A 16,118-nucleotide genomic window follows, 5' to 3' on the forward strand; every position below is an offset into this window, starting at 1 on the left:
CAATTGGGTTTTGGTTTTTTTATCTTTATTCCTTTTCATTCAAAAGCTGTTCAATGATCAACGCAACTCTTATACGCAGTGAATCGGCAGGGTCACGGAAGGAGCAGTTAAGTAAATCTTCTGCTTTCTCAATTCGGTATTTAACTGTGTTTCTATGGACAAATAATCTTCTCGAAGTTTCGGAAATTTCACATTGGGAATCAAGGAAAACTTGGATCGTTTTTATTAATTCTTGATCTTCCTTCGTCTTCGGATAAGCAAGGGACTTTAACGTATTTTCGTAAAGAGCCTTTAAGTCTTTTTTCGGGATTACGTTTAGCAGTTCTTCAAGCTCTTTTGTTTTATAAAAGTTAATGAAACCTAGTTTGTTCATTTCATATCCGCTCATAATGGCTTCTACAGCCTCGTAGAATGCGGTAGGAATATCCCTGAGAGAATGAACAGCATTACTTACACCGAATGAAATAGAATAATCTAATTGTAAATTTTGCTGACAAACATTGATAAATTCAGTAACCTCATTCAAATCGTCTTCATTAAAATTTGGGAATTGCAAAATTATGACAAAATACTTTTCTTTTGTAAATAAAATTCCGTCCATATTGCCGTGAATGATTTCATCCTCTAGTGTGTCATAAATGTTATTGAATAACTCTCCGACTTTTCTTTCGTAAAGTTGCAAAGCTTCATAATTTTGTCCTTTTGGATCAACCGTACAAACAATACAAATATTATTCATGTTCTCTTGCAAGCCATAATAATTTGCCCGGCTTAATATTTCTTCATCAGAATGAATTCTTTTTTCGATTAAATCATCAAAGAAATTATTTTTTAATAATCTTGAATTTTCTTCGATAGCCTGTTCTTTAATAATCGTAAAAGAAATGACGTTGCCTGCCTGTTCAATGGCCATCTGTGAGGAAGGATACGGCAAAGTTAAAGAATCAAAAATCACTAACATACTTGGGTGCTGTCTCTTTGTTTGCACTGGAAAGGTGGATATAGATTGGTGTTCTCTCGATGGTATTTTAAAAGTGCTTCCTTCACGGGCAGCGACTAAATCTTCTTTTATTTTTCGTATAATTTCTTCTTCCACAATTTTCATTGAATCCATGCGAAAATCATGACTGTGGGCAATTTTTTCTCCCCTATGATTTAATAAAAGAGTAGGGCGTGTTAAAAAATGACCTAATTGTTCGATAAGTGCATTTAAACTATACCCTTTAATCATCATATCTGAAAACTCTTTTTGAACATGCAGGGCATAATAAAGCTGCTCGGCTTCATGGTCATTTAAGTAATTCAAAATATGGCGGGAGACTTCACCTAATGTATGCTTAGTAGGAAGGTCGATAATAGGAAAAGCTAAATCATCAGCTAACAGCTTTACTTCTGTCGGTAATTCCTTTAAAAAGCGGTTGATTTTTATAACCATGCCCGAACAATTTAATTCGTGCATCTGTTTAATCAATTCACACATTAGTTGAATATTGTCATTGAAGGCATAGCCAGTAGTCAGGAGTAAGTGATTCCTGTCCAAAAATTGGATAATGTCGGGTGTATCTGATATATTAACAAATTGAACATTTCGGGTCAGTCCTCGATGACCGGCAAGGACGACACTTTCTTTCATTCCTTCTAAAATAAATAAATCATTCATTGTTTTCATATTTTTATCCCTCATTTTAAGCTTTGCATAAGTAATTTTACGTTAAAGATTAACAAAAAGCAAAACATTTTTTGGTTATTATGAACAATGACAGTTCGCTTATTTATCACTTACACTAATATAGTTAAAGGAATATGGTATTTTAATAAGAAAGCTTTTGTCATTTTAAAGCATATATTATAGTTTTGAGGTGAATTGGTTGATTTATTCAACAGGAATGAATAACTATGATAATCAGCTGTGGGTTGCACATGCTTTAAGTGATGAAATTTATCAAATCATTTCTAAGAACCCTAAAGGTTGTGTCCACAGTATTTTCAACAATAGCTTCAACTTAAGCTTCGGAAACCACCTTGTTCATATTGGCGGAGTGGAAAATGGTATGGCGCCATTTGGAATTGCATTAAATGAGAAACATGCCCAGCTGCTTACTCGACAAATTACAGCCAACCAAACTGTTTTTTGGGATGAGTCATCAAATAGACTTGTTTTCACAGATGAAATTTCTCTTACCTTAACGCAGGCAGTATCGATGAATCATGCCATCAAATCCAAAATGTACAATTTGCATAACTTAAAAAATAATGTCCAAGTCGTTGCGAATAGACTTCTGCAAAATGATTGGCGAATAGGCCTGGCAGAAACAAAGGAAGATCAAGCGACTATAATTCATTATTTAATAAATTCCGATTTTGCAAATGCTAATAAGGATAATGTTATGATCCAACAATTAGATACATTGCGAAAACTGGCAAGTGGTCATGAATCAATAAACGCTAAAACAGTTTTTGATTATTGGATTGGAAGGGGCCTTGGCCTTACACCAAGTGGCGATGATATTATTACTGGAATTTGTGCCGTTCTTTCTTCTTTTGAGGGAACAAACAAAGTCTTTCTTGAACAGCTGAAACAATATTTATTAGAATATGGCAGGAAGAGGACAACACATGTTGCCTTCGAATATCTCATTTACGCGGTTGAGAGGAAATTTCATTCACATCTTATTCAGATGTGTGATGTAATTGATCAATCGGAAGGGCCGAAAATATCACATGCCCTTGAAGAAATGAAACAAATAGGTCATACTTCTGGAGCAGATACGTTGGCCGGTATTTTATTAGGTATTAAAGCTGCAGTCAATTAAGGTATTTTTTTATTAATTTTAGAGAAGGTGATTATTATTAAGGAGTTATTAAAATCAAGTAACTGGATTTCGGGCTTACAATGGCTCTTTTTTATTTTTACGAACATAGTGGTTATACCGATTACAATCGGAGCAGCTTTTGATCTTTCACCAAGCAAAATTGTTAATCTATTGCAATTATCATTCATAGTGACTGGTCTTGCTTGTATCGTGCAAGCCTTCCTTGGCCATAAAAGGGCGATCATGGAAGGGCAATCTGGCCTATGGTGGGGAGTCATTTTAACTCTTAGTACGACTGCCGCTGCACAAGGAATGCCTCTTGACGTTCTAGGAGGAAGTTTAACTGTTGGAGTTTTAATTACCTCGATTTTGACATTACTTATTGGTATTACTGGAGCGGGTCCACATTTAGCTAAACTATTTAAACCGGCAGCTATGGGTGTGTTTATGTTTTTGTTCGGCTGCCAATTGATTGGGATCTTTTTGAAGGGGATGCTTGGAATTCCATTCGGTACACAAACGCAAGGTGCGCAGATTGATTTAGGCGTCTCATTATTATCAATTATTACCGTTATTCTCATTATTATTATAAGTGTAAAGGCACCGCCAAGCTTACGAAGATATGGTTTATTAATCGGAATCATTGTTGGATGGGCTGTTTACGCACTTGTTTTCAATACACCAGAATCTGTTGAGCAAGCATCATCCTTCCGCATTGAGCTATTTCCACTAGGTAAGCCGGCATGGGATATGGGAATTATCGTTACAACTGTATTAGCTGGTTTGTTGAATGCATCCAATACATTCGGGTCTCTAAAAGGGACAGAAAGTATGTATAATATTGTCACAACGAAATCTGAGTATAGAGCTTCGTTTACAATTACAGGGATTTTTACATTAATCGCTGGCTTGTTTGGGCTTGTACCATATTCGCCATACGTATCTTCCATTGGGTTCCTTAACCAAACAGGGATTTATAAAAGAATGCCATTTATTCTTGGCGGGTTTATGTTTTTAGTAATGGGTCTCATTCCGCCAATTGGTCATTTCTTTTCTAAGCTGCCATTAAGTATTGGAAGTGCTGCATTATTTGTATCGTATTCACTATTGCTTATCTCCTCATTGAATTTCTTTAAGCAAGTTGAATTTAACACATTGAATGCGTATCGCTCAGCAGTGCCATTATTTGTTGGAATTATTATTATGACATTGCCTGCTTCTTATTTTGTTAGCATCCCGAGTGTTATTCGTCCGTTCTTAAGCAGCGGATTACTTGTAGGGATTATTTTAGCGTTAATATTAGAAAATTTATTTGACTGGGATCGTTACGGTACCACAGCAGAAAGCAAAGAAGAAAAAAAGGAAGATAAAGTAAAGATTAAATCATACTCAATTGAAACAAAATAAACAAAAGGGCTTGAGAATTTCCTCTCAAGCCCTTTTGTTTAAATTAAATGGGATTTTAAAAAATCTAGTACGTCAGTAAAGGCTTGCTTAACGATTGGACTATTCCACTCTTCGTCAAAAACATGTTTCCCATCTGGAATCGTAATTAATTTATTATCCACACCAATTTCTTTTAATTTCTCAGCCATTAATACTGACTGTTCATAAGGGACATCTTCATCATTCGTTCCATGCAAAAGAAGTGTAGGAGGGAAGTCAGCATTGGCTTGATGAAGCGGACAGAATTGGGAAAGCTTCTTTTTATCTAAAATATGATGGAGGCCGCTAATTTCGTTAATCCACTCGCCATTCTGTCTTGCATACATGTAAATTGCATACCGCTTCTCAATTGGACCTACAGAAATGACTTGATCTGATACAAGCGATTTCACCAATTCCTTCGGTACATTCGTCATTGTTTGGTAATGTGGGCTAGGTTGGATCGCCCAATTTCCGGTGATATCCCCATATCCGTAAAAGGAAACGATGGCCTTTGGTTTATTTTCGAAAAGTCCAGTCAATAAGGAAAGGAATCCTCCAGCAGATCCCCCCATCACAGCAATCTTGTTTGCATCATAATCAAATTGTGCAGTTCCTTCATTTTCAACCCATGAAAGGGCATCGATAATATCAGATTTTATTTCATGCAGTTTTGTTTCAGGCGCCAATCGATAATCAATCGAGAATATATTAAAACCAGCTTCGTGAAAAAATTCAATCTGTTCAGCTTTCATATCCTCGCGGGAACCCCAAAATAATCCGCCGCCATGTATATATATAATAATTGGAGCTGTCTTTCGTTCTGATGGATACAAGTCACCTTTAAGCTCAAAATTATTTCCGACTTTATAAATCACAGTAGTTTTATTCATGTTGTAACTCACTCTTTCTAAAAAATTTAAAACGACGTTTTTACCGTAGATTAGGGCTGTGAGACTCTCGCTTTGCGGGAGATTCAACAGCCCGTAAAGGCCCGACGACGGACAGGATGTCCTAGTCAGGCGAAAGACACAGGACGTGGCGCTCTTGAGCGTGATAAGTTTAACTAACATTCAGTGGGATAAAGCACCACTGAATGAAGTTTCACTTTATTGTATAATACAATTATAGGATTTTAAAAGATTATTCTCTGATGAATAAAATGTAAAGGACTAATACTGATGGAATTAAAGGAATTTAAAGTAAATGATCTATTAAATATACCATCTCTCAAAGATGCAGTCGTTCTTGGTGGACACCGATTCTTAAAAAATAATATTAAAGGTATTACTATCATGGAAGCCCCCGATATTGTGCAATGGATTAAGGGCGGGGAAGTTATTCTAAGCAGTTTATATTCGATTCGTTTTTTTAATGAAAAAGAACAAGCTGAATTTTTGGGCAGATTAGCGGAAAAAGAAGTAAGTGCACTCGTTATAAAAAAGTTGGACGTAGAAATTTCTAGCTCGTTCATTCGGGCGGCAGAGAAGGTTGGATTACCGATAATCCAGCTTCCAAAGGAAATTCCATTCGTTGATGTAATGTATCCTGTTATGGACAAGCTGTTTGATAAGCAAGTGAAAAAGCTGCAGTATTATCAAGAAATCCATGACCGCTTTACAGACTTATCCCTTGCTGATAAAGGACCAGAAGAAATCATTCTTACGCTCGAGAAATTAATTGGCAATCCGGTTGCACTTTTTGATCGAAATTTTCATTGCATTTTTTCAACCGAACCGTACCTAGCAACTTTTGAAATTGTCGAAAAGGTTCATTTTTTTGAACAAAATGCGGGAATTAAGTTTCCTCACTATCGTCAAATCGTCAAGTATCCAGAATTAGAAAACATAAAGAGCCATCAAATTGTTGTTCCGGTTGAAACGCTTAACCATGTTAAAACATACTTGCTCATTGGAGAGATGAATAAATCATTAGAAGAACTCGATTTAATCGCAGTAGAAAATGCAGCTACCTCTCTCTCACTTGAATTAGTCAAACAATTTGCAGTTGCTGAAGTAGAAAAGAAATTTAAAAATGATTTAGTAGACGAACTGATCAGTGGGAAAATACAATCTTTGCAGTCTATGTACGAAAAGGCGAATTTAATTGGGTGGGATTTTGAAGGCTCTTTTGTTGCTGTCGTATTCAAAATAAATACGGAAGAAAAGGTAAAGATAAAAGAAAATAAACGGGGAATTTCTGATCGCAATCATTCTTTAGTTTATGAAGCTGTCCATCATTATCTTCCAAATGGAATCATTACAAATAAAAGCAACTTAGTAATCGTCCTTTGGAAAGTAGATGATAATGATAAAAATAATGATTTTGCTTGGGTGACGAGAATTAAAGAAACCTCAATGGAAATAAAGGAATTTATTAAAAAGCACAATAAGGACATTGTTGTTCAGGTTGGAATAGGCAATATAGCGAAAACGGTTATTGATATTCAAAAAAGCTATAAAGAAGCTAGTGACGCATTGGAATTAGGGGAAACAATTAATGGAAACGAATCGATAACAGCTTATTCGGAGTTAGGTATTTTTAGACTTCTATGCCATTTTAAAGACCCGGCAGAATTGATTCAATTTATCCCACTATCTCTAAAGAAATTGCTGGATTACAAACAAGCTAACCAAACCGATTTACTAAAAACATTGCAAACCTTCCTAGACTGCCAGCAAAATGCTGCCAAAACAGCAAAGGAATTGTATATACACAATAAAACAGTAGTCTATCGCTTAGATAGAATTAAAGAAATAACGGGAATGAACTTTGATGAAGCTGAGGAAATGCTATCTGTTCAAGTTGGTTTAAAAATTATTAATTTATTGCAAAGAGAATATCAAGCTGACTAAAAAGACCGCCAATAAATGGCGGTCTTTTCCTTTTAAGAACAAATTTGTCTTCTTTCTCCAGGTTTTATCTTTAAGGGATAAAAAAAAAACTAAACTTTATCCACTTAAGCTAAAGACTAAACGTATGTAATCTAATAGTATTAGTGATGGGTCTTATAAGAATAAGCACCTTTTATCAAGAACTAATAAATATTAAATGTAAGCAGTTGCATAGGAAGATGTTACATAACAAAGAATACTATAAGTCATTATAGAATGTACAAAAAATGCAAACTGCTTACTTCATGTAAGTTATATTAACGCTCCACATAAATTAAGGAGCATCATCCAAGTTCCAAGAATTAGACAGAAAGGATGAACAAAATGGCTGAAGGAACAAAAGAGAAGTCAATGAACTTTGACAAACTGCCAGAAGAAGCTGCTTCTAGACTGGACTGGTTAGGAAGCTATGGTGAAGACCCTGAAGGGGGAGTATCACGTCTCCTTTATTCAAAAGCTTGGGTTGAAGGCCAAAACGCTTTAAAAGGGTGGATGGAAGAAATCGGCCTTGAAGCTAAATTTGATGAAATTGGCAATTTGTTTGGAACCCTTAAAGGGAAAAATACGAATGAAACGGTTCTGACTGGTTCACATGTTGATACGGTAAAAAATGGCGGTAAATATGATGGTGCATATGGCATTATTGCTGGAATTTTAGCCATTAAGTATTTAAAAGAAACTTACGGTGAGCCACTTCGCAATATTGAAGTCGTATCAATGGCTGAAGAAGAAGGAAGTCGTTTTCCTTACGCGTTCTGGGGCTCTAAAAATATTGTTGGGCTAGCGAAACGTGAAGAAGTTGAAAATATTAAAGACTTCGAAGGAATTCCATTCGTCGAAGCGATGAAAAATGTAGGCTTTGGTTTTAGAGATGAATCCAAAGGGATGCGTGAAGATTTAAAGGCTTTCGTAGAAGTTCATGTTGAACAAGGTAGCGTTCTAGAAACTGAAAAGATTCCAGTAGGTGTTGTTAATAACATCGTTGGACAAAGACGCTATACAGTAGAAATTACAGGCGAAGCTAATCATGCGGGTACAACACCAATGGGCTATCGCAAAGATGCGATGTATGCTGCAAGCCAAATGGTTTATGAAATCATTTCTATGTGTAAAGAAGAGGGAGATCCACTTGTAACAACAGTGGGTAAAATCGAAGCTCAGCCTAGTATTGTTAACGTAGTTCCTGGTAAAGCAATCTTCACAATTGATGTACGTCATACTGAAAAAGAGGCAATTGTTTCTTTCACTGAAAAAATGACTGCACGAATGGAAGCAATTTCTAAAGAGCATGGTGTTGAAACAAACATCGATCTTTGGATGGATGCTGATCCTGTTCCTATGGACCAGAAGGTTGTTGAATTAATTGAAAAACAATGCAAAGAGAATGGTTTGACTTTCAAACTAATGCACAGTGGGGCAGGCCATGATTCACAAATTTTTGCTCCAGCTGTACCAACAGCTATGCTTTTCGTTCCTAGCTTAAAAGGAATTAGCCATAATCCAGCTGAGTTTACTGAACCAGCAGACTTGGCTGAAGGTGTGAAAGCGCTGATTGGTGCCCTTTATGAATTAGGGTATAAAGAATAATTTATATCAGCAAAGTATAAACAGGTTTTTTACCTTTTATAATAAAAAAGAGACGAAGAGGAGAATGTATCGATGGGTTATCCAAAAGATTTACTTTCAAGTAGATCCATTATCAAACATGGTTTATATGCTTTAATCGCACCTGAAGGTCTTGTAAATAATGTTATTCCTGGATTTGAAAATTGCACAATGTCGATTTTAGGATCTCCACAATTAGGTGCAACCTTTGTTGATTACATCGTTACAATGCATGAAGGCGGAAAGAATAGCCAAGGCTACTGCGGACAAGCAGATGTTGAATGCTTCGTATACGTTTTAGGTGGAAAAGTAAAAGCAAAAGCTGACGACCAAGAATTTGTTCTAGAGGAAAGCGGCTATTTATACTGCCCACCAGGCGTTACTATGTACTTAGAAAACATGGAAGCTGGCGATTCTCGTCTATTCCTTTATAAACAAAAACACAAGCCACTAGAAGGCCGTAAGCCATGGGTTGTTTCTGGTCATTCAAACGATATTGAATACAGAGACTACGATGATATGCACAATGTTCATATTAAAGATTTATTACCAATGGATATTGATTTTGATATGAACTTCCACATTTTATCTTTCGACCCTGCGGCTAGCCATCCATTTATTGAAACACATTATCAGCAGCATGGTGCATACTTACTTTCTGGTGAAGGTATGTATAACCTTGATAATGAGTGGATTCCAGTTAAAAAAGGCGATTACATTTTCATGGGTCCTTATGTTCATCAAGCAGCTTATGCTGTTGGAAGAGAACCATTAACTTATGTTTACTCTAAAGACTGTAATCGGGATCCAGAATTATAATTAGCAACTAAAGAGGTGTCACGATGAGAATTAGTCAAGAGGATTTAAAAGGTCTTATCAAAACAAAGCTGCATAATGCTGGTCTAAAAGAAGACCATGCCGAAACAGCAGCAGACGTACTCGTATTTGCAGACGAAAGAGGAATTCATTCTCACGGTGCAATGCGTGTAGAGTATTATGCTGAAAGAATTGCTAAAGGCGGAATTAATACAAATCCTGACTTTAGATTCGAGAAAACAGGTCCTTGCTCAGGGGTTTTCCATGCAGATGGCGGGAATGGTCATACAGCTGCTAAATTAGCAATGGATGAAGCCATCAAAATGGCTAAAGAAAGCGGCATTGCTATTGTTGGTGTAAGAGATATGTCCCATAGTGGTGCAATTTCTTACTTTACACATCAAGCTGCAGATGCAAATCTGATTGGGCTTACAGTTTGTCAGTCCGACCCGATGGTTGTTCCTTTCGGCGGAGCAGAGCCTTATTATGGCACGAATCCAATTGCGTTTGCTGCACCAAGTGCGGAAGATGGCAAATTCATTACATTAGATATGGCTACAACTGTTCAAGCTTGGGGGAAAATCCTTCATGCAAGATCAAAAAATGAATCGATTCCAGATACATGGGCAGTAGACAAAAATGGAGAGCCGACAACTGATCCGTTTAATGTGAACGCATTATTACCGATTTCTGGACCTAAAGGTTACGGCCTCATGATGATGGTTGACGTTTTATCAGGTATTTTACTCGGCCTTCCGTTTGGAAATAAAGTTTCTTCAATGTACGAAGATTTAACAGAATACCGCAAATTAGGTCAGCTTCATATTGTCATTAATCCGGAGTTTTTCGGTAGTCTAGGCAATTTCAAGAAAGATATTTCGCAAACAATGGATGACTTAAATCAAATTAAACCTGCTCCAGGCTTCTCAAAGGTTTTATACCCTGGACAAAATAATGATGTCGTTATTGCTGAATATAAGGAAAACGGCATTGAAATTGTTGATGACATTTTAGAGTATTTACGCTCTGATGTGATCCATAACAATCAATATGATCACAAAGATCCATTTGCAAAGTGATTTTAAAAGATATAGGGACGAATCCAAAGGGGTGAGAGGGAATGAGATTATCAAAAGAGCAATTGCACGAATTAATTGCTACGAAGCTTCATAAAGCTGGATTAACAGAAGATCATGCAAGCGGAGTAGCGGATGTACTTGTTCATGCGGATGCAAGAGGTGTTCACTCTCATGGGGCAATGAGAGTGGAATATTATGCCGAAAGAATTGCTAAAGGCGGTCTAAATAGTAATCCCGAGTTCAAGTTTGAAAAAACAGGTCCATGTACAGCAATTTTTGACGGGGATAATGGAGTTGGCCATGTTGCAGCAAAGCTTGCCATGGATGAGGCCATTAAAATGGCTAAGGAAAATGGTGTAGCAGTAGTTGGCGTAAGAAGAATCGGCCATAGCGGTGCGCTTTCTTATTTCGTACAACAGGCTGCAAATGAGAATTTAGTTGGGATTTCAGTTTGTCAATCCGATCCGATGGTTGTTCCTTTTGGCGGTTCTGAGCCTTATTACGGTACGAACCCGATCGCTTTTGCAGCACCAGGCAAGGACGGAGAACACATTACTTTTGATATGGCGACAACTGTTCAGGCTTGGGGAAAAATTCTTCATGCAAGATCGAAAAATGAATCCATTCCTGATACATGGGCTGTTGATAGCAATGGGGAACGAACAACTGATCCATTTAAAGTTAATGCGTTAGTTCCTATTGCAGGTCCAAAAGGATACGGCCTTATGATGATGGTTGATGTTTTATCAGGTATTCTTCTTGGCCTTCCATTTGGAAACAAAGTATCTTCTATGTACCATGATCTCACTGAATACCGTAATCTTGGTCAGCTGCATATTGTCATTAACCCTGAGTTCTTTACAGGAATCAAAGGCTTCCAAGAAGATATTGCAACAACAATGAAAGACCTTAATAACATCAAGCCAGCTCCTGGTTTTGATCAAGTTTCTTATCCCGGACAGCGCAGTGCTGAAAGAGAGAAGAAATACGAAGAAAACGGCATTGAAATTGTTGACCATATTTATGAGTATTTAATTTCAGATGTTGTTCACAACAATGCGTATGACAATAAAAGCCCTTTTGCAAAATAACAGATGAAAGAGTAAGATGGGTGGTCACTGTTTAAGTTGCCACCCTTCTTCCATGGGCGTAAATTGTTTTAATACAATTACTTTATAAAAAGTAAGAAAAAAATAAAAAGAGGTGCTTGAAACATGCTTTATACAATCGTTAAACAGAATTCATACCAGGATTCAGTTAACCTAATGCTTCTTACAAATAAAATTTCAACAATGGAAGGCGTAAACAAAGTCCAAGTTATGATGGGTACGCCTGCTAACAAAGATATTTTCAAAACTGCTGGTCTTTTCACTGAAGAACTTGAAGGTGCTGCATCAAATGATATGTGTATCGTTGTTGACACTGATTCAGAAGAAAAAATTCAAGAAGTTCTTGATGAAGTAGATAACTATTTAAGCAACCAAGCAATCAGCAACGCTAAAGAAGCTTTTGAAACTGTTCGTTCTTGGGATAAAGCGACAAATGCATTACCAGGTGCGAATCTTGCAATCATTTCTACACCAGGTCAATATGCAGCTGAAGAAGCAGAAAAAGCACTTGATAGAGATATGCACGTTCTAATTTTCAGTGACAACGTAACAACTGAAGATGAGCGTCGAATTAAAGAAAAAGCTCATGAAAAAGGTCTTCTTGTAATGGGTCCTGACTGTGGTACAGCAGTTGTTTCTGGTGTTCCTCTTGCATTCGCAAACGTTATGAAAACTGGGAAAATTGGTGTAATCGGTGCTTCTGGAACAGGTATTCAAGAAGTTACAACTGAAATTGACCGTTTAGGCGCTGGAATTAGCCATGCAATCGGTACTGGCGGCCGTGACCTATCTGAAAAAATTGGTGCGATTACAATGTTAGATGGTATTAAGGCATTAGCGCAAAATAGCCAAACAGAAGTAATCACATTAATTTCAAAACCACCAGCTAAAGAAGTTCGTGACGAAGTTGTTCAATTACTTCAAAGCGTTGGAAAACCAGTTGTTGCGATTTTCCTTGGTGAAGAGCCACATAATCATGAAGGTAATATTTACTATGCAAACACTCTTGAAGAAACAGCTGCTATCGCTGTAGATCTTGTTAAAGGCAACCCAATCAAGCCAAATTACAACAAACTAAATGCAGAAGTTCCTGCTGTAGAACTAAAACCAGAACAAAAAACAATCAAAGGTTTATATTCAGGCGGTACCCTTGGTTATGAAGCAGCTACTCTTATTAGCAGAGGTCTTAACCTTGGTAAAGCTGATCATCATGAAGAAGGTTACCTTCTAAATGCAAACGGTTTTGAAATCATCGACCTTGGTGATGATATTTATACGCAAGGTAAACCGCATCCAATGATTGATCCTGATACAAGAATCCAGTTCTTCCAAAGAGCTGCACAAGATGAGTCAACAGCTATCATCCTATTTGATGTTGTTCTTGGATATGGTTCTCATGAAGATATGGCAAGTGCTCTTATCCCTGGAATCGAAAAAATTCAAAAAGAAGCACAAGCAAATGGCAGAAACATTTACTTTGTTGCAACTGTTTGTGGTACTGATCAAGATCCACAAAACATGGACGATCAAAAAGCAAAACTTAAAGAAGCTGGCGTTATCTTAGGCGATAGCAATAACCAAGCAATTCTTACTGCGTTAGCAATGCTTGATATCCAGATTGAAGAAGTACAAAAAGAAGTAGTTCCAGCTAAAGAAGTGGCAAAAGCAGAAATTACTGTTTCAGAAGCAATTGAAAAATTATTAACTGAAAAACCAAACGTAGTTAACGTTGGATTAAAGAAATTCACAGAAGCGATTACTGCAAACGGCGGAAGAGTTGTTCAGTATGACTGGCGTCCAGTTGCTGGCGGCAACCCAAGAATGCGTAAAATCTTAAGTGTACTTCGCTAATCGAAAGAATTTATTCAAATTTAAGATCACCGAATTACACTACCAATGAATTTTCAGGAGGAAAGCATAATGTACGGACAATTTAAAACAATTGATGAAGCAAATAGAGCGGTTATCGATAAAGTTGTATCAGGCGCACCATTTTTAGAGGATGTTGTTGAAGCTAGATCAGTTATTAAAGAATTAAATGGGAAAGTATTACTTCATGCTGGACCACCAATTAAATGGGAAAACATGACAAGCCCAATGCAAGGTTCTTGCGTAGGTGCTACATTATTTGAAGGATGGGCTTCTACTCCTGAAGAAGCATTTGAAATGCTTAAAAATGGAGAAATTGAATTCATTCCATGTCACCATGTGAATGCAGTTGGTCCAATGGGTGGAATCACATCTGGAAGCATGCCTGTTCTTGTTGTAGAAAATCGTGACGGCGGAAATCGCGCATTTTGTACAATGAATGAAGGAATTGGAGCAGTTCTACGTTTCGGTGCATATTCTCAAGAAGTAATTAACCGTCTAGGATGGTTCAGAGATATTCTTGGTCCAACCCTTTCTAAAGCACTTAAAGTTAAAGGTGAGGGCTTAAACGTAAACGTTATGATGGCAAAAGCGATTACAATGGGAGATGAGTTCCACCAACGTAATATTGCTGGTTCCCTTATTTTCCTTAAGGATATCGTTCCTTATATTTTACAAACAGATGTATCTGAAAAAGACAAGCAAGATGTTATTCAATTCTTAGCTGATACAGATCAGTATTTCTTAAATATTGCTATGGCATCAACAAAAGCAGTTATGGATACTGCAAGAGAAATCCAACATGGTACAGTTGTAACTGCAATGTGCCGTAACGGACATGAGTTCGGAATTCGTATTGCTGGTATGGGTGATCAATGGTTCACTGCACCAGTTAATACACCACAAGGTCTATTCTTTACAGGATATGACCAAGATATGGCTTGCCCTGACATGGGTGACAGTGCAATCACTGAAACATTCGGTGTAGGCGGTTTTGCCATGATCGCTGCTCCTGGTGTTACACGTTTCGTAGGTGCTGGCGGTATGGACGATGCAATTAGCACAAGTAATGATATGATTGAAATTTGTATCGATCACAACCCTAACTTCTCAATTCCTACTTGGGATTTCAAAGGTTCTTGCCTTGGAATCGATGCTAGAAAAGTAGTTGAAACTGGAATCGAGCCTGTAATCAACACTGGTATTGCTCATAAAGAAGCTGGTGTGGGCCAAATCGGTGCAGGTACTGTTCGTGCTCCATTAGCATGCTTTGAAAAAGCAATCGAAGCTTATGCAGTGAAGCTTGGATTAATCGAAGCAGAATAATGAAATCTTCTTGGAGAGGGATAGTTTTTTGCTAGTTCCTCTCCTCCTTTTTTGAAAGGCTCACTTTATTGTTGATTGAAGCGAGTGCCTGCAGCGGAAATCAACCTTTCAAAAAATGATATTTTTTTGAAAAAAATGCTTGCATAAAAAAACCGAAAAAGTACATAATCGGTTAGGAAGTTATATTAAAAGGAGTGTTGTTAATGAGTAAGATTGTTTTAGCTATCGGTGGAAACGCAATTATTAAAGAAGGTCAAAAAGGTACACTTGAAGAACAACAACAAAATATTAATGAAAGCTGTGAGCCTGTTCTTGCTTTAATCGAACAAGGTAACACAGTAGTTATTACTCATGGTAACGGACCACAAGTTGGTAACTCATTAATCAAAAACCAAATGGCTGAATCAGTAGTGCCTGCTTATCCACTTGACGTTTTAGATGCAGAAACACAAGGGAACTTAGGATATTTAATCCAGCAAGCATTTAGAAATAAGATGGTTGAACGCAATATCAATAGATCAGTTGCTACTATTGTTACTCAAGCGGTAGTTTCTAAAGATGATCCAGCATTTGATAACCTAACGAAACCAGTTGGACCATTCTATACAAAAGAAGAATTAGACAAAATTCTTGAAACTGAAAAAATCTCTTACATAGAGGACAGTGGTAGAGGATACAGACGTGTTGTTGCTTCTCCAAAACCAGTAACAATCGTTGAGAAAGATGCAATTCAAGCGTTACTTGATAAAGAAATTACTGTTATTACAGCTGGCGGCGGCGGTATCCCTGTTATTGAAGAAAACGGTATGTTAATAGGCACTGACGCTGTAATCGATAAAGATTTCGCAAGTGCATTATTAGCTGCAGAAATCAATGCTGACTACCTATTTATCTTAACTGGTGTTGAGCAAGTTGCGATCCATTTCGGAACTCCACAACAACAAAACCTATTTGAAATGACAGTTGAAGAAGCTTTACGTTACATGGATGAAGGTCATTTCCCTAAAGGAAGCATGGGACCAAAAATCGAAGCTGCTATTCTGTTTTTACAAAAAGGCGGCAAAAACGTTATCATCACGTCTATGGATAAACTTCAAGATGCTCTTGAAGGCAAAACTGGTACACGTGTAACTCTATAATAAATAAAAAAAGACGGCGCTCGCCGTCTTTTTCCTTTTTAAA

At 37.2% G+C, this 16,118-nt stretch carries 12 protein-coding genes; 10 read left to right on the forward strand and 2 right to left on the reverse strand.

All coding sequences use genetic code 11. The features are described from left to right. Positions 1-25: 25 nt before the first annotated feature. On the reverse strand, positions 26-1,669 hold the full coding sequence (locus F7731_RS06445; protein WP_170289644.1) for a PucR family transcriptional regulator: 1,644 nt from the start codon (positions 1,667-1,669) through the stop codon (positions 26-28). Between the two features lie 199 nt (positions 1,670-1,868). On the opposite strand from F7731_RS06445, the gene F7731_RS06450 reads away from it, so the two are divergent. Beyond that, the gene (locus F7731_RS06450; protein WP_151533947.1) at positions 1,869-2,813 is read left to right on the forward strand and encodes an oxamate carbamoyltransferase subunit AllH family protein; all 945 of its coding nucleotides are present in this window, start codon (positions 1,869-1,871) and stop codon (positions 2,811-2,813) included. 27 nt (positions 2,814-2,840) lie between these two features. Then, the gene (locus F7731_RS06455) at positions 2,841-4,220 is read left to right on the forward strand and encodes a uracil/xanthine transporter (protein ID WP_246197146.1); all 1,380 of its coding nucleotides are present in this window, start codon (positions 2,841-2,843) and stop codon (positions 4,218-4,220) included. Between the two features lie 38 nt (positions 4,221-4,258). On the opposite strand, the gene F7731_RS06460 is transcribed toward F7731_RS06455, so the two are convergent. Continuing rightward, positions 4,259-5,131, reverse strand: a complete 873-nt coding sequence (locus F7731_RS06460; RefSeq protein ID WP_151533948.1) for an alpha/beta hydrolase — start codon at positions 5,129-5,131, stop codon at positions 4,259-4,261. Between the two features lie 288 nt (positions 5,132-5,419). On the opposite strand from F7731_RS06460, the gene F7731_RS06465 reads away from it, so the two are divergent. From F7731_RS06465 to arcC, 8 genes are all read left to right on the forward strand, one after another. Then, on the forward strand, positions 5,420-7,093 hold the full coding sequence (locus F7731_RS06465) for a PucR family transcriptional regulator (protein WP_151533949.1): 1,674 nt from the start codon (positions 5,420-5,422) through the stop codon (positions 7,091-7,093). 390 nt (positions 7,094-7,483) lie between these two features. Then, positions 7,484-8,719: an allantoate deiminase gene (gene allC / locus F7731_RS06470; protein WP_151534415.1), complete on the forward strand. Its 1,236-nt coding sequence runs from the start codon at positions 7,484-7,486 to the stop codon at positions 8,717-8,719. 72 nt (positions 8,720-8,791) lie between these two features. Beyond that, on the forward strand, positions 8,792-9,556 hold the full coding sequence (allE, locus tag F7731_RS06475; protein WP_151533950.1) for a (S)-ureidoglycine aminohydrolase: 765 nt from the start codon (positions 8,792-8,794) through the stop codon (positions 9,554-9,556). A gap of 23 nt (positions 9,557-9,579) precedes the next feature. Beyond that, complete coding sequence (gene allD, locus F7731_RS06480) at positions 9,580-10,632, forward strand: ureidoglycolate dehydrogenase (RefSeq protein WP_151533951.1); 1,053 nt, start codon at positions 9,580-9,582, stop codon at positions 10,630-10,632. Positions 10,633-10,673: 41 nt separating this feature from the next. Then, complete coding sequence (gene allD, locus F7731_RS06485; protein ID WP_151533952.1) at positions 10,674-11,723, forward strand: ureidoglycolate dehydrogenase; 1,050 nt, start codon at positions 10,674-10,676, stop codon at positions 11,721-11,723. Between the two features lie 123 nt (positions 11,724-11,846). Then, positions 11,847-13,592 (forward strand): acyl-CoA synthetase FdrA, encoded by a 1,746-nt coding sequence (gene fdrA / locus F7731_RS06490; RefSeq protein WP_151533953.1) that lies wholly within the window; start codon positions 11,847-11,849, stop codon positions 13,590-13,592. A gap of 69 nt (positions 13,593-13,661) precedes the next feature. Beyond that, entirely contained in the window at positions 13,662-14,936 is a 1,275-nt protein-coding gene (locus F7731_RS06495; RefSeq protein ID WP_151533954.1) for a YlbE family protein, read from the forward strand. A 203-nt stretch (positions 14,937-15,139) separates the two neighbouring features. Continuing rightward, positions 15,140-16,075 (forward strand): carbamate kinase, encoded by a 936-nt coding sequence (gene arcC / locus F7731_RS06500; RefSeq protein ID WP_151533955.1) that lies wholly within the window; start codon positions 15,140-15,142, stop codon positions 16,073-16,075. Positions 16,076-16,118: the final 43 nt, after the last annotated feature.

The organism is Cytobacillus depressus, assembly GCF_008923245.1.
In the GTDB taxonomy this organism is placed as follows: domain Bacteria; phylum Bacillota; class Bacilli; order Bacillales; family Cytobacillaceae; genus Cytobacillus; species Cytobacillus depressus.